Genomic DNA, 19814 nt, shown 5'->3' with positions numbered 1-19814 from the left:
GGTGTTGCATGATTAGTTTGCGATTTTCAATAGCCTAAGCCGCCACGAAGGGCATGACTATTTCCGCATGCTGTCAGCCATTAAGCGTAGTTTAAGAGAGAAGCATTAACGTAACCTTAAGACCCGGCAATTGAAGTGTAGCAATCAACGGAAAAACGAAGGATATAAGCTGACTTATATTTACAGGTCAGAGTTTCTTTTCATTGGTTCAAAAAATAGGCTACATACAGGACTTAAAAAAGGGAGGGAAATAAGACAGTGGGGATAATGGATGACGAATGGTAAATAAGCATAATGAATATTATTCAGCAGAAAGCATAAGTCTTAATTGGCTGCCCCCTCCCCATACCTGACACTGCCAAGCCTCGCAGCGCTGACTGATTTGATTTAAATGAGCGGTTCTCAGCGTTCCCAAAGGCACGCCATTACTCAGCTGTATATGGTTTTTACCCGCGCTGACATTAGCATGCAGCCCGGCGGAAACCAGGATGAAGTTTTTGTATTCCGAATTGTAATACCCGACCAACAGGGGGAATTGCCCTTCAAGATGGGCTCGTCTTAAGAGTTGGTTAACCTGTTTAAGCAACGCCGGCATTTGCGGCAGACGGTGATGGCGACCGGCTAAGTGTTCTTGCAAGATACCGTTGAATAACACCCGCAGTAATAATGCCGCGAGAACACCATTATCACCGGCTCGAGTGACATCAAGACAATAGAAAGCCAAATCGCTATCAGAAAGTGCGGCGATATCCAAAACCAATCCCGGTTGATCAACGCCGGTTAGCTGGCGGTAATTCACGCGGCAACGAGCAATAACTTGTTGCGCGGGCGGTTGTAACTGATGCAGTAACTGTGCGGCTTCAAACGGATTTTTCTTCAGCGCATCCCAGTCTTGAATAAGTTCAGTTTCCTCAATCGCCGGAGAGCTAAACAATGTCGGATACAGGCAAGTCAATACCGCTTCCCGCAGGCGATGTAAATCATCTATAGGTTTGAGTAAAACATCTTTTACACCCAAACGTAGAACCTGCGCGATATCCGTCATTTTGTCTGTGGCTGAGATAACCAGAACCGGAGTTTTAATCCCCCGAACCAGCAGTTGCTCAACCAGTTCAATCCCTCCCATTTCTGGCATAGCCAAATCGCAGAGAATCAGGTCAGGCATACTGTTTTCCAACAAATTCAATGCTTCAAGACCGTTCGATGCCTGTAATATCGAAGCCCCTAGGTTGCTCAGATAATTATTCAGTACCGTGCGAAAGACCATTTCATCTTCAACAATCAAAATGTTCTTATCTGTAAACGGTTTGTCCATGCAATGTTATCTCTTAGCTATCGTTGTGCTAATAGTGGCTCAAAAAGGTGACTTGTGCTTGCCAGAAGTGGCCATGACGTCAATTTTTATTTCCATTCTGTGTTTTTCCTCTTCTTTTAGCTAAAAGCACTAATTGCTCAAGTTTGCGCTCAACCGCCGATTCACCGGCAGCAATGGCTTCATTCGCCCGATGAAAATCTAAAGTAGATATCTGTGGGCAATAAGGTTGAATCAGCACATCAGGTGGATCGCCGGCCATACGGTTACGTTTCAGGCGGTTTTCTAACACCTGGATAGAGGTAGACATAATTTCCATCGCGCTCGGAGGCGTATTCGAACGTTTTGGTGCCAGATGGGCAATGCGATCACGTAGGCGACTGCGCCAGTTTTGTGGCATATCGGAAGGAGTTTCCTCCGTTGGCATACTGATAGAAAGCAGATCTTGCTGCATAAGATGTGCGTCGTGCTGTAAATCAACGGCAATGACCACGTCAGCCCCCATTGCCCTGGTCAATGAAACAGGAACCGGATTCACCACCGCACCATCCACCAGCCAGTAGCCGTCAAGCCAAACGGGGGAGAACAATCCCGGCATGCTACAGGATGCACGAATGGCCTGATGGATATTGCCTTCAGTAAGCCATAACTCTCTACCAGTACTCAGGTTGGTTGCTACCGCCCCAAAAGGAATGGCGCACTGGCTCATGTCATCGATTGAAAGAAGTTCGCCCACCGTATTAAATACACGTTCACCTCGCAGTAATCCGCCCCTTCGCCATGAAAAATCCATCAGTTTAATCACATCCCAATAGCTGAAGGATCTGACCCAACGCTCCAGTTCCGGCATGTGCTGGGTCGCCTGCGCCGCGCCAACGAGTGCACCAACCGAACAACCGGCGATGATATCAATTTCCACATCCAGCTTTTTCAGCGCATTGATCACACCAATGTGCGCCCATCCTTTTGCTGCACCTGCACCAAGAGCTAAACCTACCTTTATTTGTCGCATTATCCACTCGCATGTGTTTCGGTATATCTCACTCGAATACGGTTCCCGTTTCGCAACCAACGTCAGCTATGCTCAAAACTATTAACAGCGTCTATTTGGCTATACTGCCCACAGGACTTAGCATCATGCACGCTTTCATTAGTTGTAATTTCATTAATTCTCATTAGTGAGATACAGCTAACATCCTTGTTAGTCATCACTCTGCCATCTGATTCATCAAATTAACCAAATGAATTATCGAGCAATTTATAACCCTGATTATCATCGAACCATCGCGTTCTAATCGCTGAATTACAGCATCATAAGTGAACAATCCAATCTTTGGCTGTAAGTAATCGTGACTAATCTTGCATTTTGCACGGAGTCTCACAGAGAAAGTTAATCGTATTGCAACAGAGAATAATTGCTACGAGGCATCTCGATAACCCACCCGTTTAATGAGACGGTAACGTTTATATGGAGCACAATCTGAGGACGGAATCTTACCTGGGGGAGTTGAGGGATGAGGCAAAGTGAAGATGAAGAACACTATCGGAATCGTAGAATACGACTCACTATCAGCGAGTTGAGTTAAATGATACCCAGACCTCATCAGGCCTGGGTAAAAACGCCAGAAAATGATTAGGCGTTGAATGTGCCGAAAGAGATATGCATGTTTTCGAACATCGCGATGATTCTATTGATTAACTTCATGATTTTGACCTTTCAATTTCGCCATTACAATGTGATCTAAATCACAAAACGCAATTTACATTAAAATGAAACACCGGTCAATTTTAGCCATTGGCATCACAATAAAAAACACAGGACACGCGATTCCCATTTTAAGTCCATGCCTTTGAACCTTGGGGGGTGATTAGGTAAGATATACGGCTGAAACCTTTCAAATTGGACCGATCTGCACAATTTAATCATTCCTGTGCACATCCTGGAAAATTGCGTCAGGCAATCGTTATTACACAACCTTGCCACGAAGAGATTGCATTACGCGAATTTAATTATGTTATCAGGAGATATTTTGACAGAGTCTTGCCCCTGCGGAAGCCGTATAAATTACGAACTTTGCTGCGAACCCTATATTCTCGGCGCTAAAGTAGCAGCTACGCCTGGCATTCTGATGCGTTCGCGCTACAGCGCTTATGTCAAAGAAGACGTCAATTATTTGGTAGGTACCTGGCATCCCGATTGCCATGCAGAAGAATGGCGTGACAATATCGCAGAGGGTTTTGCAGGCACGCAGTGGTTGGGTTTAACCATTAGAGAAGAAGCGGCCGGTTCCCATCCAGATGAAGGATTTGTCGAGTTTGTTGCCCGATTTAAAGAAGGCAATAGCGGTGCCATTTCGATGATGCATGAACGTTCGCGCTTCCTTCGTTTAAATGAACGCTGGTACTATATTGATGGAATACGCCCTCAGGTCGGCAGGAACGACAGTTGTCCTTGCGGTTCAGGCAAAAAATATAAGAAATGCTGCGGATGATTTACGCCTAAACGTGCCTAATCTGGCTGCATCGAATTAAAACACAACATCAAAGATATCTCAGACAGGATTGACCAACTTATGCCACACCAGAATATACAAAGAAAAGTATTACGTACCATTTGTCCTGACGCCAAAGGGTTAATCGCCAAGATCACCAATATTTGTTACAAGCATCAGCTTAATATTGTTCAAAATAATGAGTTTGTAGATCATCTGACCGGGCGCTTCTTTATGCGCACCGAACTGGAAGGGATCTTTAACGACACAACGTTGCTCGCCGATTTGGATGATGCACTGCCCGAAGGTACCAGCCGCGAGCTGCATACTGCAGGGCGCAGACGCATTGTTATCATGGTCACCAAAGAAGCTCATTGCCTTGGCGACCTGTTAATGAAAAGCGCTTATGGTGGACTGGATGTAGAAATCGCCGCCGTCATTGGTAACCATGATTCCTTGCGACACCTGGTCGAGCGGTTTGATATCCCCTTCCATCTGGTTAGCCATGAAGGATTAACTCGGGATCAACACGATCAACAGCTGATTACGCAGATTGACCAATACCAACCTGATTATGTTGTTCTGGCCAAATATATGCGGGTATTAACTCCTGCCTTTGTACAGCGCTATCCATACCAAATTATCAATATCCATCATTCATTCCTGCCAGCTTTTATTGGTGCACGCCCTTATCATCAGGCTTATGAACGCGGCGTGAAAATTATTGGGGCAACGGCTCACTATGTAAATGACAGTCTGGATGAAGGCCCAATTATCATGCAGGACGTTATCCACGTTGATCATTCTTATACCGCTGAAGATATGATGCGTGCTGGCCGAGATGTGGAGAAAAACGTACTGAGCCGCGCACTTTATCGTGTTTTAGCGCAGCGCGTTTTTGTTTACGGTAATCGCACAGTTATTCTGTAACTGCACAATAAATCGTTAGTTTTTGTTTGAAGAAACACCTTCAAGAGCAAAAAAACGGCAAACAAATCTTTTTTTTCAAATCAAGTCTTTACAGTGGCGCTTCATTTGATATGATGCGCCCCGCTTACCGAGACAACGTTTCTAAGCAGTTAGGCCAGTGGTGGGGTTCCCGAGCGGCCAAAGGGAGCAGACTGTAAATCTGCCGTCATCGACTTCGAAGGTTCGAATCCTTCCCCCACCACCATTTTAAACTGGCTTGTTAGGTTATTCGGAATATTAAATAGCCAAGCGCAGTAATTAAGATGAATAGCAAAATCATTAAAAAATACCGGCCAGGTATTTAGCCAGAAATAAAAACCACAAATTCAGTGGTGGGGTTCCCGAGCGGCCAAAGGGAGCAGACTGTAAATCTGCCGTCATCGACTTCGAAGGTTCGAATCCTTCCCCCACCACCATCTCTCTTATATTTCCAAGGTATTAACCCCATCACCAAACCACCCTTAGATATTTTGGGCGAAGGTAATAACTTTCGACAGGGTTTGAGTCGAGCAGCGTGAGACAACATTGCACTTCGGTAACCCGAAGGGTGAAGAACGAAATGATGCTCCCCCAACTACCGGTATTATCCTACCAATAAACTCCTTTCGCCTTCTAGCAGGCCTTAACGCTTCAGGCAGAAGCTAAGATGAGCAGCATTCCCCTTAGTTAACAGCCCTTGGATAGAGTTGAACAGGATGCGCTCAGTCATATACTCGTCAATTTAAACGAAGATCGCACTATAGATTTTTTATTTCGGTTCAAAATGATTTTTTATTTCGGTTCAAAATCAAAAAGGTGCTTAACCAGGTTAAATTTCGCCAAACCACACCCTATTTTCCGCCACCGACACCCGGTATATCCTCTCTATCCTTTGCTAGGCTCTAAACTCGTTCTATCGCCAAACCTTTGACGAGAGGCAATATGAACAACCCAATGCGATAGACCCCCGTCCCTCATTCAATGGCGATGCTTTACCCAAATGGAATACATGTTGGTTCTCAGCGCGAAAGTGACACTGGGTGCGTTACATCCCTATTGACTCAAAAGTAATGTTTGTCAGCATGCCAACCACGATAAAAGAAATATAAATATTCCTCTATCTGAGTCTTATATAGATCAAGAATCAATGCCAACAAACATGACAAACTACCAGACTGTATACCTCAGTGCGCTAATTTTTACTTATCAGTTTATTGCTTTTACAAAGTCTATTAACCCATTGAGCACGCTGGAATGCGATCTGGATTTATAAAAGTAGAACTTATGATCGCCAAAGTGATCTTTAAGGTTAACAAAACCTAGTTTATTACAAACGGCAAAACTATCGATAATCGAGTCAGTAATACAAACATAATTACCAGAATTGATAAAACTCAGGCAACAATTTAAATTATCTACCTGTCTGATGCTAACTTTGCTCACAGACTTCTTCACCTCTTCTTCTAACGATTTTATAAATTCGCTCTTATACAGTATTGGATTGCATAGCCAAGTATTGCTACGTAATAAATTGATAATATCTGAATTTTCACCAATAATTTCCTTACGGGCATAAACCCCCAAACCGGTATCACAGGCTTCTTTAATGAGAGAAAATCTGTCGCAAAGAATTTTCTCTGAAGAGATAATCAAGCTATTTCCGTCAAAGTCACAAATATCATCAATCATTTCATAGCAAAATCTAATAATGCTTGCATGTATATTGTTCTTCTCTGCCACTTCCCATATTTTTGTTAAGCTATCCACCTTACCCCAATCGTAATAAATATTCACCGCATTAGAAACATGCCCCGTAAGATGTTTGCTGGTAATTTCTTTATCTTGCTGATGAAGATCCTTCAGATCATTATATAGCACTTCTCCATCATGAGTGAGGCTCATGCCAAATTTTTCTCTTTTGAACAGTTTCTTTCCTATAATACTTTCAAAGTCTTTAATCGATTTGGCTACGGGTGGCGTAGTGCGATTCATAACTCGCGCCGCTTTACTTAAAGAACCGTATTCCACAACCGCCATAAATGCCTCTAGTTTTCTAGATAAAAACATAGTTCACCATCCTTTATTCAACCATTGATTATTAAAAATGCTACCGGTTACCCGGACAAATTGTTTTTTCACAATCACTAAACTTTCTCAACTTCATTTTATTGAAAAAAAATCACTAAAAACAACAGGTTAAATCTAAAATAAGAACAGTAAACACGTATTGTAAAAGTGGCTCATAAAATGACATTTATGTATTTGAAGTACGGTTAAGATCATAATATTCATCAGCGATGCATGAATTGGTTTTAAATATATATATAGTTTATGTTCTATAATTTTTAACAAAACTCGATACTTAATTCCATGCTTATTAACTAATAATTTTTATTCGTTCATGAATGAAAAATAATCGTGTGTTAATTTTATTCATTTACACGTTAATATTCATCATAAAAATAGGGATAGTCAGCCAGAGCTGTAGATAATAACCAATATTAAATATGCAAATTTTCACACCGCCAGAATGGCTGTTTATTGATTTTCTAATTTGGTATATTAGCATTTGACTGATTATTTAACTGTCGATCAGCACTACTAAAAAAGTTAGAGTATTTTAATTAGCCGACCTAAAAAAAGCCATTTCACTGAAGCCTATTAAAATAAATTAACAGAATTATTTTTTATATTATAGCGGCGTTAACCCATAAAAATTCTTGAGGCATTTCACTACCATAGTTTAGTTAAAATATTGTCAAACGCGGGGCTTACCTATAATAAAGATAGTGAAAATTAGAAACAAAATAAATTCCAGATTTATAATAAATCCTATTTTTTGCCAATCATGCTGATAACGTTACTACGTCACTATAACAAATGATAAATTTATTTATCTGTGATGACTAAATAATGAGGCTTATTCAAATACCAACACCTTACCATTCTTTTTTTAAGCTAATTTATCAACAAAATAATAACTGACACGCGGCAAATGTTAGATGTGAGGATTATAGTTCACTCTCTATTTTTAATATTACACCATATAAAAGTCTGATTTTAATATTTAACGATGGGATAGTTAACTGACTTCTTAAATATATAGTCCAGAATACATGTTAGTTTATCCTTAACTGCATCTACTCCCACTCATAGTCATTGCATTTTCTATATTGTGAATAAGACAGCCTATAACAAGTTTAAATCGCTGAATGTAAATCTATAGCAAAGCGCCCCCTATCGACTCAGCCACCTCCCCACTTCATTACATTTTTATCGGATATCTGCTACTATTCACGCACATTTTTATCAGGAAACGACGCTGGCTATGAAATTTGTCTCTTTTAATATCAATGGTCTACGTGCCCGCCCTCATCAATTAGCGGCGATCATCGAACAACATCAGCCGGACGTTATTGGGCTACAAGAAACCAAAGTTCACGATGATATGTTCCCTCTTGAAGAAGTTAGCCAGCATGGCTATCACGTGTTTTATCATGGCCAAAAAGGCCATTATGGCGTCGCTCTGCTCACCAAGCAGCAACCGCTGGCAGTGCGCCGTGGTTTCCCAACCGATGAAGAAGATGCCCAGCGCCGGATTATTATGGCCGATCTGGAAACGCCACAGGGTGTTTTAACCGTCATTAACGGTTATTTTCCACAGGGCGAAAGCCGCGATCATCCGACTAAATTCCCGGCAAAAGAACGTTTTTATCAGGATCTACAAAGCTATTTGGAAAAAGAATTAAGCCCGGAGGCGCAGGTTTTAATCATGGGCGATATCAATATTAGCCCAACGGATTTAGATATCGGCATCGGTGAAGACAACCGTAAGCGCTGGTTGCGCACCGGAAAATGTTCGTTCTTACCGGAAGAGCGGGAATGGTTAGCCCGTTTGCAAAACTGGGGGCTGGTCGATACTTTCCGCGCCGCCAACCCTGATTGTCATGATCGTTACTCCTGGTTCGATTATCGCTCTCGCGGCTTTGATGAAAACCGCGGGCTGCGCATTGATGTTGTGCTAGCGACTCAATCACTTGCAGACCGCTGCATTTCTACCGGTATTGATTACGAGATCCGCAGTATGGAAAAACCGTCCGATCACGCCCCGATCTGGTCTGAGTTTTCTCTATAACTATTTTCATCGCTATTTTCCCCGTGGCAACACGGGGAATGTCGCAATTCTTATACGCCGAATGGCTCCTCTGAGAGATTATATTCATGAAACTTATCGACGTGGTTGCCGCTATCATTCAGCATCAGGACAAAATCCTGCTGGCTCAGCGAGATGAAAGCAGCGATCAGGCCGGTTTGTGGGAGTTTCCCGGAGGAAAGGTTGAGCCAGGTGAAAGCCAGCCGCAGGCGTTACGACGCGAATTAGCAGAAGAATTGGACATTGACGCCAAAATTTCCGGTTACGTTGCCAGCCACCAGCGAGATTTACCCGATCGCAGAATTTGTTTACATGCCTGGCGCGTAGAGGAATTTTACGGAGAACCCCAGATGCATTGCCATTCGGCTTTAATCTGGGTCACTCCGGAGCAAGCACTAAATTATCCGTTGGCTCCGGCGGATATTCCTTTACTGGAAGCCTTTATCAGCCAACGGACAACCAAATAGGTTAACGAGGAAGTCGTTTCCAAATCAGTGGATGGGTTCCAGTGACGTTCGGATCCCGCACACACTGCAATATCTCGCCTTCCACCCGCAAAACTGCCCCTTCCGAGTAATTCTGATTTTGATAAACGCAGCAGCGGGGACAGTTATTATTATTGGTTCCACGCGTACCGGCGTTATTCCACATGTCCGGAGGCAAAGGCACCACCACATCCACGTTATTTCCCAGGTTTGGGCGGTTTGCCCAAGTCGTGCTGCAGAATAAAACGCTCAACGCGAGGCACCCTATCATTATGGTTTTTTTCATGATTTACTCTCCTTTGCCTTCACGCTGGTTTTTTTACTTTTTTTAGCCGGAACGGCCGGCGCAGCCGGTAAACCACGAAACGCCTGAGGCGTTCGGTTCTGCTTTGCCTGATAAATTAAATTTTGCAGCGTTACCACTAATGGTTGCATAAAATCCTGATAACGACAGTTTTTCTCACTGATTTGCGTCAAAGTCGACTCCCAGTGCGCCGTCATATCGGGTCGAGCGGCAATATCCGGCAACGCATGGATCAACGCCCTTCCCGCAGGGCTGGCATGAATGTAACGCCCTTTTTTAAATAGGAAAGTGCGTTTAAATAACAGTTCAATGATGCCCGCGCGAGTCGCTTCTGTCCCTAAACCATCGGTCGCGCGCAGGACTTTTTTCAGTTCTTTATCCTGCACAAAGCGCGCTATGCCCGTCATGGCAGACAATAAACTTGCATCGGTAAAAGGCCGCGGCGGTTGCGTTTGTCGCTCTACCACCTCGCCCTTTTCACACAGCAATTCGTCCCCTTGAGCAACCACCGGCAGCGGTGAACCTTCGTTTTCCTCGTCTCGCTCTTTGCTGCCCAATAGCGTACGCCAGCCCGCCTCGGCCAGAAAACGAGCTTTGGCGATAAATTTTCCTCCGGCAATATCCAGTTCAATCACGCATTTTCGGAACATCGCGTCGGGACAGAATTGCATCAGATACTGAGTAGCGACCAAGGTATAGACCTTGGCTTCATCCTGCGTCAATGAAACCTTGCTGGAGCGGGCAGTAGGAATAATCGCATGGTGCGCATCCACTTTCTTATCGTCCCAGCAACGATTGCGGCGGTCGCTGTCCATCACCGCTGGCGGCTGTAAATCCGGTAGATGCACGCTGATTGCATTCAACACCGAATGACGACCGGCAAAATGCTCTTCCGGCAGATAACGGCTATCCGAGCGAGGATAAGTAATAAGTTTGTGGGTTTCGTATAAACGCTGGCACACATCCAGCACCTGTTGAGCGCTAAGGCCAAAACGCTTGGCGGCCTCGATTTGCAGCGTAGACAGGGAAAACGGTAAAGGTGCGGTTTCTGATTCCCGTTTATCATTATAGGATGTCACCCGCGCCGGCTGGCCAGTGATCCGGTTGACCACGTGCTCAGCTAAGGGACGGTGCAGTAAGCGACCTTCCTCATCCTGATAGGATTCACAGGAATCGCTTGGCTGCCACAAGGCAACAAAGCGTTCATCGGCCGGCGTAACAATATGAGCCTTAACCTCAAAGAAATCCTTGGGTACAAAGTCTTCAATTTCTTCGTCCCGCCGGACGACCAGCCCCAGAACCGGCGTTTGCACCCGGCCAACGGACAGCACGCCGTCGTAACCCGCATTACGACCCAGAATGGTATAAGCGCGAGTCATATTGATGCCGTATAGCCAATCAGCCCGTGAGCGCGCCAGAGCGGAAACGCACAGCGGAATAAACTCTTTGTTATCGCGTAGACGAGAAACTGCCCGCTCTACCGCCTGCGGGTTGAGATCGTTTATCAGGCAGCGCCGCACATTCTGTCGTTTTTCCGCCGCTAATCCCAGATAATCCAACACCTCATCGACCAAAAGCTGCCCTTCGCGATCCGGGTCGCCCGCGTGGACGACTTCATCAGCCTGCTGTAACAACTGTTTGATAACGTTAAGCTGTTTGCTGACCGAAGGCCGCGGCTTCAATTGCCACTTTTCAGGAATAATCGGTAGATCGGCCAATGACCATCGCGCATAGCGACTATCGTAGGCATCCGGCTGCGCCTGTTCGAGCAAATGCCCGACGCACCAGGTGACAACGTGTTGATTACCACAGGCAATAAAGCCGTCCCCCCGCTTATGGGGTTTCGGCAAGATATCGGCAATAGCGCGGGCCAGACTGGGTTTTTCGGCAATAAACAGTTGCATTAGCGGCCCTAAAGAAACGTCGGTAGTATCGGTATTGAAGGCGATGGGAAAATCATTCGCAAATCTCAATTAAGGCGCGATCGGTGCGCGGTGCAGTCAGTTCCCCTATCGGGCTAAGCATCATGCCATAGCGCTCAGCTACGGCATGAACCTCATTTTCAGCCGCCGGTAATACTGCCAGTAGCAGGCCACCGGAGGTTTGAGGATCGCACAACAGTTTTCTTTGTAAATCAGACATCTGCCCGATCAGATGACCGTAGCTGTCAAAGTTACGCTGCGTCCCCCCCGGCACACAGCCTTCTTCAATATATTCAACCACCGCAGGCAATTTGGGAATCGCCGAAAAATGTAGCGTTGCCTGCACACCGGAACCCTGACAGATTTCGCTTAAATGCCCCAATAGGCCGAAACCGGTCACGTCGGTCATCGCGGTAACGCCGGCAATGTGAGCAAAATCAGCGCCTGATTTATTCAATTGGCACATAGTTTCAGTTGCAACGCCTTGATGCTCCGGCCGTAATTTACTTTTCTTTTCCGCCGTTGTCAGAACGCCAATGCCTAAGGGTTTGGTCAAAAACAGCTTGCAGCCTGCCTGTGCGGCGCTGTTTTTCTTCACCTGTTCGGTACTGACCACGCCGGTCACTGCCAGACCAAAAATCGGCTCTGGCGCATCGATAGAATGCCCACCGGCCAGCGAAATACCCGCCTGAGCGCAAACGTGTCGCCCACCTTCAATCACCCGACGCGCCACTTCCGGCGCCAATTTATCGATCGGCCAGCCAAGAATCGCAATCGCCATAATAGGTTTCCCCCCCATGGCATAGATATCGCTGATCGCATTAGTGGCAGCAATACGGCCAAAATCGAAGGGATCATCCACGATCGGCATAAAGAAATCCGTGGTGCTGATAATACCGACACCGCTGCCAATATCGTACACCGCCGCATCGTCCCGGGTTTCATTACCCACCAATAGCCGCGGATCGAAGAATTTCTGCTGATCGGAGTGCAAAATGGTTTCCAGCACTTTCGGCGAGATTTTGCAGCCGCATCCGGCTCCGTGGCTATATTGCGTAAGACGTATCGCTGGCGATGTCATATATCACTTCCCTCGGTTAACCATCATCGGATTAATTAACACTGATTATGATAGGCAAAGAACATATCGCCTATGGTAGCGCTTACCGAGGGAATTGATAAGTAGCGCTGGCTGTTCAGGCAGTTAGCTTGGTCACAAAGCAGACGGAAACGCAGCTTAAGCTGCCAATTTCTGGCCTAAGCTGCATTGGGAAAGGCTTAAAAGTGGCTAACGAAGGTGCTGACATCCGGCGGCGTCACCTTACTGGAACCTTTTAACTGCGGTGTGCCAAGATAGAGGAAACCGACAATTTCATCCTGTTCACGGCAGGCAAAACCGGCCCGAACCACCGAATGATGTGTCCATGAGCCAGTTCGCCAGATACCGTTAAAACCTTGCGCCAGAGCAGCCATTTGCATTGCCTGCACCGCACAACCGGCGGAAACAACCTGCTCCCAGTTTGGTACTTTCGGGTTTTCCGTCACATGGGCAATCACGGTAATAATCAGTGGCGCGCGGAAAGGAGCCATTTTCGCCTTTTCCAGTACCGCATCGTCGGAGCCATCATGGCGCACTGCTTTTTGCAGCAATTCGCTGAAACGTCCCAACCCTTCTCCTTCAATTAGCACAAAACGCCAGGGTTGCAGTGCACCATGATCCGGAGCGCGCATACCGGCGTGAATGATATTTTCCAACGCTTCGCCAGTTGGCGCAGGGGCGGTCAAACGCGAGGCCGAACGGCGGTTAAGCAGCAAATCTAACGCATCCATACTCTTCTCCAGATAACGATTTTCATTTTCAGCACGGTAACATAAGTAGAGGATTTGTTACCAGCTTGACCAATACGTTTAGCTGTCTGATGATTTAATACTGACTTTTTATTTGTAGGTCATTAGGATACCCCCACTTGCTCGGATTTGTTGGAGATCACATGCGCACTTTGTGGCGAATTATTAGCGGTTTTTTCAAGTGGACCTGGCGTCTACTTAATTTTGTCAGAGAATTCGTTCTTAACCTGTTCCTGATTTTCCTCATCGTTGTGGGCGTCGGTATTTATCTGATGGTCCAAAGCAAGCCGGTTGAACCGGTAAAAGGTGCTCTGCTGGTCAATCTGACCGGTGTGGTGGTAGATACGCCGGCAGTGAACAATAAAGTGATGCAGTTCACCCGCGAAATGTTAGGGGCATCGAGCAACCGTCTGCAGGAAAATTCGCTGTTCGACGTGGTGGAAACCCTTCGTCGGGCTAAAACCGATAACAATATCAATGGGCTCGTTTTGTCCCTGTCTGATTTTGCCGGTGCCGACCAGCCTTCTCTGCAATACATTGGCAAAGCGCTACGCGAATTCCGTGACAGTGGCAAGCCTATCTATGCCGTGGGTGATAGCTATAACCAGCAACAATATTATCTGGCCAGTTTCGCCAATAAAATCTACCTGTCTCCTCAAGGCTCGGTGGATCTAAAAGGCTTTGCCAGCAATAACCTGTACTACAAATCTCTGCTGGAAAAACTGAAAGTCACGACCAATATTTTCCGCGTCGGGACTTATAAATCCGCCGTGGAACCTATGATTCGCGATGATATGTCTCCGGCTGCGCGTGAAGCGGATACCCGCTGGATCGGCGGCATGTGGAATAACTATCTGACGGCAGTTGCCGCTAACCGCCAGCTCACTCCTGAACAACTGTTCCCCGGAGCGGCCGGTATTATCAGCGGCTTGCAGCAGGTTGGTGGCGATCCGGCGCAGTACGCGCTGGAACATAAACTGGTTGATCAGTTGGCCTCCCGTCCGGCGGTAGAAGCTGAATTGATCAAAACTTTCGGCTGGGACAAGCAAAAAAACGATTACAACTCCGTCAGTATTTACGATTACCAACCTGCTCCAAAAGTGCAGCAAGGTGAAGAAATCGCCGTTATCTTTATTAACGGGGCGATTATGGATGGTCCACAAACGCCCGGCAGCGTGGGCGGTGATAATACCGCGGCACAAATCCGTGAAGCGCGTTTGAATCCGAAAATCAAAGCGGTGGTATTGCGGGTAAATAGTCCGGGTGGCAGCGTCAGCGCCTCTGAGCTGATTCGCTCCGAACTGGCCGCGCTACGTGCCGCAAACAAACCGCTTGTCGTTTCTATGGGCGGGATGGCTGCATCCGGCGGTTACTGGGTATCCACCCCGGCGAACTACATTATCGCCAGCCCAAGCACCCTGACCGGTTCCATCGGCATCTTCGGCGTGGTCAACACCTATCAGGATTCGCTGGGTGCCTTGGGTGTCCATACCGACGGCGTAGCTACTTCGCCGCTGGCTGACGTGGCTGTCACCAAGAATTTGCCGCCTGAATTTGCTCAGATGATGCAAATCAGCATCGAGAATGGTTATAAGAACTTTATCGATCTGGTTGCTACCTCGCGCCATAAAACACCTGAGCAGGTTGATGCCATTGCTCAAGGACACGTCTGGTTAGGTTTAGATGCCAAAAACAACGGTTTGGTGGATCAACTGGGCGACTTCGATGACGCGGTGAAAAAAGCCGCCGAGCTGGCTAAGCTGAAAACCTACCAGCTGAACTGGTATGTCGATCAGCCGGGCTTCATCGATATGCTGTTTGGGCAAATGGGGGCGTCGGTTCACGCCATGCTGCCTTCAGTGCTGCAAGCTTGGCTGCCAGCGCCAGTTTCCACGCTCGCCATGGCGGTAAAAGATCAACCGGGTTTCTTTACTAATCTGAACGATCCACAGAATCGCTATGCGCTTTGCCTGAATTGCGGTGATGTACGCTGATAAACAACGCAAATAACAGATAAATCTCCAGCCCGGTACTTGCCGGGCTTTTTTTCTGCGCCAGCCACCCTATAATCCAGTCATCTCACTCAGCGGTATGCTTACATGCAAAAGAAATCCATTTACGTTGCCTATACCGGCGGTACTATCGGTATGCAGCGCTCTGAACAGGGTTACATCCCGGTATCCGGCCATTTACAACGTCAACTGGCGCTGATGCCTGAATTCCATCGTCCTGAAATGCCCGATTTTACCATTCACGAATACGCGCCTTTGATTGATTCTTCGGATATGACGCCGGAAGACTGGCAGCACATCGCCGATGACATTAAGCAGAATTACGATCTTTATGATGGCTTCGTGATTTTGCATGGTACGGATACCATGGCGTTTACCGCTTCCGCTTTGTCTTTTATGCTGGAGAATCTGGCTAAACCGGTCATAGTGACAGGGTCACAGATTCCATTGGCGGAGTTGCGTTCCGATGGGCAAACCAACCTGTTGAACTCGCTGTATCTGGCGGCAAACTATCCGGTTAACGAAGTGACCCTGTTCTTCAATAACAAACTGTTTCGCGGCAATCGCACCACCAAGGCTCATGCCGATGGTTTCGACGCCTTTGCCTCACCCAACCTATCGGTGTTATTGGAAGCCGGGATACACATTCGCCGCGTAACTTCGGTCATCTCTCCGGCCAGTAACGGTCCGTTGATCGTGCATAACATTACGCCGCAGCCCATTGGGGTCGTGACTATCTATCCGGGGATTTCCGGCGCGGTAGTGCGCAACTTCTTGCTACAGCCGGTCAAGGCGCTGATTTTGCGTTCTTACGGCGTGGGTAATGCCCCGCAGAAAGCCGAACTGTTGGATGAGCTGAAACATGCCAGCGAACGTGGCATTGTAGTGGTGAATTTGACTCAGTGTATTTCTGGTCGTGTGAATATGGACGGCTATGCCACCGGTAATGCTCTGGCTCATGCTGGCGTGATCAGTGGATTTGATATGACCGTAGAAGCGGCGTTGACCAAATTGCACTATCTGCTCAGCCAGCCGCTGGATGCCGACCAAATTCGCCAATTGATGCAACAGAACCTACGTGGTGAATTAACCGATGTCGGTTAATCTTCGGAGCCTGAATGAAAACCGCCCTGCTTTTAATTGATTTACAGAATGATTTTTGCCCCGCTGGCGCATTGGCTGTCACCGATGGCGATAAAGTCATCGGGGTAGCGAATCAGGCTATCGAACTGTGCCAAAAACGGGATTATTCGATTATTGCCAGTCAGGATTGGCATCCGGCAAACCACCGCAGTTTCGCCGTTAACTCCAATGCGCAACCGGGAACGATTGGCGATCTGAATGGACTGACGCAAGTGTGGTGGCCAGTACACTGCGTGCAGCATCAACCGGGAGCTGATTTTCATCCCCACCTGAACAGTTCAGCTATTCAACAAGTATTTCGGAAAGGTCAGGACCCCGAGATAGACAGCTACAGCGCGTTCTTTGATAACGGTCGACGGGCAAAAACGGCACTGGATGACTGGTTAAAAGCGCAGAGTATTAACCGTCTGCTGGTCATGGGTTTAGCCACCGATTATTGCGTTAAATACAGCGTGTTAGATGCTCTCACCCTGGGCTATGAAACCTGGGTGATTACCGAAGGCTGTCGCGGTGTTAACCTGCAACCGCAAGACAGTGAGCTGGCGTTGATTGAAATGCGGAGCGCCGGTGCGCAATTAGTCTCATTGTCACAGATAGCCGAACGGCTTGACGGAATTAGATAAGCTCTAAACATGATAGGGTTGAGTTGTACAGTTAGACGCTTCGCAGCAGGTTACCCGAAATGATGCGGCAGGAGTGATGAGGTTTACAATTGGGTTCGCTACCAGATGGTCAAAACGGCGTACCCTCTGAAAGGCGATTATCTGCCGTATAGCTGAGTTTAGCCGCGCGATAACCAGGCTAATGCGGCGACTTATAACGCTGCCGTGGGTCTCGCCGGGAACAGACAGTGCCGGGAGAGTTAAAAAGATTTTAAGAACAGGCCAGACATTGCATGTTGCCGTTAAGACGGGAATGAAGTTACCCGCATGAAGTCAGAGCAAAATGTAAAAAGTACCCGCATAAAAAGGCTGCTGGTCACCTTAAATGACCAGCATTAGGCGGAATGGCCCGTTTCGCTTTTGTATGCTCGCCAGTGTGGTTCCGGCTCTCGCCTGAATTATTGCGCTTTAATCTTAATCAGCGGCTGCTTGGCAAACTGCTGTTTAAGCTCCTGTTTACTCTTCATCACGATCTGGCCGTCGGTGCCAATACTCATATGTTGAGCGTCTGTGTTATGCCGGGCTTGCCACAACATAACCATTTGCAGACTGTTCTCTTTTTGTTCTGCCGTCAGGGCTACACCATCGGGCCATTTCCCTAACTCCACCGCCTGCGACAAACGCTGGTAAATTTCCGGCGTCATGGAGGCAATCAAATCATCAAGCTCCATTGGGCATTCCTAAGTGAATAATTTGCTGAATCGTTTTTTCAGCAAAATTGCAAATTAAAAATACGTCGAGATAAAGGTTCAACCCGCTATCTGTTCGCCACTCTCATCGTCAACAAAATTCAGCGAGGCCGAATTGACACAGTAACGCTCGCCGGTTGGCTGCGGGCCGTCGGGGAACACGTGGCCCAGATGAGCGTCGCAGTGACCACAGCGGATCTCTACCCGATGCATATTATGTGAATAATCATCAATATAGCGAATAGAGTCGGCGGCGATAGGTTCGTAAAAACTGGGCCAGCCGCAGCCGGAATCAAATTTGGAATCGGAGATAAATAGCGGTTGCTGGCAGCATAGGCACTGATACACCCCGGTGCGCTTATTGTGCAGCAGTTTGCCGGAAAATGGCGCTTCGGTTCCGTGGTTCTGCGTAACATGACGCTGTATATCAGTCAGTTGCTCAAGAGGTTTTGTAGGGTTTTGTTCTTTAGCCATTTGTGCGGTTCTCTGACAAGGAATAAAGTCAACGAAAACAAGGTGTAATAATAACAAAAAATTAACAACAAAGCAGCAGATTTTAGCCTAGACTCTATCCCATTCCGGTTTGAAGTGCGTTAATGTGATAAAAATCGCAAAATTTACCGCCCCGCCCTTTAAACTTGTGGGTTCGCCCCAATATAGAAATGTGGCCAATGGTTTCAGGAATGTGTGATTAATGTGCAAACTCGCTCGTTTGGTTTGATTTGCAGCAAGAATTGACACGATTCCGCTTGACGCTCGGTGTGGTTTTTGTAATTTTACAACCAACCTTTTATTCACTAACAAATAGCTGGTGGAATATATGACTATCAAAGTAGGTATCAACGGTTTTGGCCGTATCGGTCGCATTGTTTTCCGTGCTGCTCAAGAACGTTCTGACATTGAAATCGTTGCAATCAACGATTTGTTGGACGCGGATTACATGGCATACATGCTGAAGTACGACTCTACCCATGGTCGTTTCGACGGTACTGTAGAAGTGAAAGACGGCCACCTGGTTGTTAACGGTAAAACCATCCGTGTTACCGCAGAGAGAGATCCGGCTAACCTGAAGTGGAACGAAGTCAACGTTGACGTTGTTGCTGAAGCGACTGGTCTGTTCCTGACTGACGAAACGGCTCGTAAGCACATCGCTGCTGGCGCGAAAAAAGTGGTTCTGACTGGCCCTTCTAAAGACGACACCCCAATGTTCGTTATGGGCGTTAACCACAAGTCTTATGCTGGCCAAGAAATCGTTTCTAACGCTTCTTGCACCACTAACTGCCTGGCACCACTGGCTAAAGTTATCAACGACAAATTCGGTATCGTTGAAGCGCTGATGACCACTGTTCATGCAACTACCGCAACTCAAAAAACCGTTGATGGCCCGTCTCACAAAGACTGGCGCGGCGGCCGCGGCGCATCCCAGAACATCATCCCATCCTCTACCGGCGCAGCTAAAGCTGTAGGTAAAGTGATTCCAGAACTGAACGGCAAACTGACCGGTATGGCGTTCCGCGTTCCTACTCCTAACGTTTCTGTTGTTGACCTGACTGCACGTCTGGAAAAACCCGCTTCTTACAAAGAAATCTGTGCTGCAATCAAAGCAGCTTCAGAAGGCGAGCTGAAAGGCGTTCTGGGCTACACCGAAGACGACGTTGTATCTACCGATTTCAACGGCGAAAAACTCACTTCAGTATTCGATGCTAAAGCAGGTATCGCGCTGAACGACAACTTTGTGAAACTGGTTTCTTGGTACGATAACGAAACTGGCTACTCGAACAAAGTTCTGGACCTGATCTCCCACATCTCCAAGTAATGGATTGATGTCGAAATCAGTAAAAACC

The 19814-nt window shown here is 46.8% G+C and carries 17 protein-coding genes and 2 tRNA genes; 10 read left to right on the top strand and 9 right to left on the bottom strand.

Annotation, left to right across the window (positions count from 1 at the left end):
* Positions 1 to 301: 301 nt before the first annotated feature.
* Complete coding sequence (gene rssB / locus DBA33_RS02345; RefSeq protein ID WP_120805445.1) at positions 302 to 1315, bottom strand: two-component system response regulator RssB; 1014 nt, start codon at positions 1313 to 1315, stop codon at positions 302 to 304.
* Positions 1316 to 1394: 79 nt separating this feature from the next.
* On the bottom strand, positions 1395 to 2324 hold the full coding sequence (rssA, locus tag DBA33_RS02340) for a patatin-like phospholipase RssA (RefSeq protein ID WP_064513588.1): 930 nt from the start codon (positions 2322 to 2324) through the stop codon (positions 1395 to 1397).
* A gap of 1018 nt (positions 2325 to 3342) precedes the next feature.
* Between rssA and DBA33_RS02335 the strand changes: the two genes are divergently transcribed.
* From DBA33_RS02335 to DBA33_RS02320, 4 genes are all read left to right on the top strand, one after another.
* Positions 3343 to 3804, top strand: coding sequence for a YchJ family protein (locus DBA33_RS02335; RefSeq protein ID WP_120805581.1), 462 nt, complete (start codon positions 3343 to 3345; stop codon positions 3802 to 3804).
* Positions 3805 to 3885: 81 nt separating this feature from the next.
* On the top strand, positions 3886 to 4734 hold the full coding sequence (purU, locus tag DBA33_RS02330; protein ID WP_064513583.1) for a formyltetrahydrofolate deformylase: 849 nt from the start codon (positions 3886 to 3888) through the stop codon (positions 4732 to 4734).
* A gap of 159 nt (positions 4735 to 4893) precedes the next feature.
* Positions 4894 to 4978, top strand: a tRNA-Tyr gene (locus DBA33_RS02325).
* 126 nt (positions 4979 to 5104) lie between these two features.
* Positions 5105 to 5189, top strand: a tRNA-Tyr gene (locus DBA33_RS02320).
* A gap of 769 nt (positions 5190 to 5958) precedes the next feature.
* Here the strand turns inward: DBA33_RS02320 and DBA33_RS02315 are convergent.
* Positions 5959 to 6819 carry a LysR family transcriptional regulator gene (locus DBA33_RS02315; RefSeq protein ID WP_064513581.1) on the bottom strand — a complete coding sequence of 287 codons (861 nt, stop codon included), beginning with the start codon at positions 6817 to 6819 and terminating at the stop codon, positions 5959 to 5961.
* Positions 6820 to 8080: 1261 nt separating this feature from the next.
* Between DBA33_RS02315 and xthA the strand changes: the two genes are divergently transcribed.
* Complete coding sequence (gene xthA, locus DBA33_RS02310; protein ID WP_064513579.1) at positions 8081 to 8887, top strand: exodeoxyribonuclease III; 807 nt, start codon at positions 8081 to 8083, stop codon at positions 8885 to 8887.
* A gap of 86 nt (positions 8888 to 8973) precedes the next feature.
* A complete protein-coding gene (locus tag DBA33_RS02305) occupies positions 8974 to 9372 on the top strand; it encodes a pyrimidine (deoxy)nucleoside triphosphate diphosphatase (protein ID WP_064513576.1) in 399 nt (132 codons plus the stop codon).
* Position 9373: 1 nt separating this feature from the next.
* Here DBA33_RS02305 and DBA33_RS02300 read toward each other — a convergent pair whose 3' ends face one another.
* The 4 genes from DBA33_RS02300 to DBA33_RS02285 all read right to left on the bottom strand — a co-directional run bounded on the left by DBA33_RS02300 (position 9374) and on the right by DBA33_RS02285 (position 13446).
* Positions 9374 to 9676 (bottom strand): DUF1496 domain-containing protein, encoded by a 303-nt coding sequence (locus DBA33_RS02300; protein ID WP_064513574.1) that lies wholly within the window; start codon positions 9674 to 9676, stop codon positions 9374 to 9376.
* Positions 9673 to 11598, bottom strand: a complete 1926-nt coding sequence (locus tag DBA33_RS02295; protein WP_064518249.1) for a DNA topoisomerase III — start codon at positions 11596 to 11598, stop codon at positions 9673 to 9675. Before DBA33_RS02295 ends, DBA33_RS02300 begins: the two co-directional genes overlap by 4 nt.
* 52 nt (positions 11599 to 11650) lie before the next feature.
* Positions 11651 to 12697 carry a selenide, water dikinase SelD gene (selD, locus tag DBA33_RS02290; RefSeq protein WP_064513572.1) on the bottom strand — a complete coding sequence of 349 codons (1047 nt, stop codon included), beginning with the start codon at positions 12695 to 12697 and terminating at the stop codon, positions 11651 to 11653.
* 197 nt (positions 12698 to 12894) lie between these two features.
* Positions 12895 to 13446, bottom strand: coding sequence for an NAD(P)H nitroreductase (locus tag DBA33_RS02285; RefSeq protein WP_064513570.1), 552 nt, complete (start codon positions 13444 to 13446; stop codon positions 12895 to 12897).
* 161 nt (positions 13447 to 13607) lie between these two features.
* Here DBA33_RS02285 and sppA point away from each other — a divergent pair, with 161 nt between their 5' ends.
* The 3 genes from sppA (at position 13608) to pncA (ending at position 17242) form a co-directional block, all read left to right on the top strand.
* Positions 13608 to 15458 (top strand): signal peptide peptidase SppA, encoded by a 1851-nt coding sequence (gene sppA, locus DBA33_RS02280; protein ID WP_120805443.1) that lies wholly within the window; start codon positions 13608 to 13610, stop codon positions 15456 to 15458.
* Positions 15459 to 15563: 105 nt separating this feature from the next.
* Complete coding sequence (ansA, locus tag DBA33_RS02275) at positions 15564 to 16580, top strand: asparaginase (RefSeq protein WP_120805441.1); 1017 nt, start codon at positions 15564 to 15566, stop codon at positions 16578 to 16580.
* A gap of 14 nt (positions 16581 to 16594) precedes the next feature.
* The gene (gene pncA, locus DBA33_RS02270) at positions 16595 to 17242 is read left to right on the top strand and encodes a bifunctional nicotinamidase/pyrazinamidase (protein ID WP_064513564.1); all 648 of its coding nucleotides are present in this window, start codon (positions 16595 to 16597) and stop codon (positions 17240 to 17242) included.
* A gap of 437 nt (positions 17243 to 17679) precedes the next feature.
* On the opposite strand, the gene DBA33_RS02265 is transcribed toward pncA, so the two are convergent.
* The gene (locus DBA33_RS02265) at positions 17680 to 17952 is read right to left on the bottom strand and encodes a DUF1315 family protein (protein WP_064513562.1); all 273 of its coding nucleotides are present in this window, start codon (positions 17950 to 17952) and stop codon (positions 17680 to 17682) included.
* A gap of 78 nt (positions 17953 to 18030) precedes the next feature.
* A complete protein-coding gene (gene msrB / locus DBA33_RS02260; protein WP_064513560.1) occupies positions 18031 to 18444 on the bottom strand; it encodes a peptide-methionine (R)-S-oxide reductase MsrB in 414 nt (137 codons plus the stop codon).
* A gap of 346 nt (positions 18445 to 18790) precedes the next feature.
* On the opposite strand from msrB, the gene gapA reads away from it, so the two are divergent.
* Positions 18791 to 19786 carry a glyceraldehyde-3-phosphate dehydrogenase gene (gene gapA / locus DBA33_RS02255; protein ID WP_004875218.1) on the top strand — a complete coding sequence of 332 codons (996 nt, stop codon included), beginning with the start codon at positions 18791 to 18793 and terminating at the stop codon, positions 19784 to 19786.
* The last annotated feature ends 28 nt before the right edge of the window (positions 19787 to 19814 follow it).

Origin of the sequence: Yersinia sp. IP36721 (genome assembly GCF_003634395.1) — a bacterium.
Classification (GTDB): Bacteria; Pseudomonadota; Gammaproteobacteria; order Enterobacterales; family Enterobacteriaceae; genus Yersinia; species Yersinia entomophaga.
This window is presented reverse-complemented; position numbering and strand designations above follow the sequence as displayed.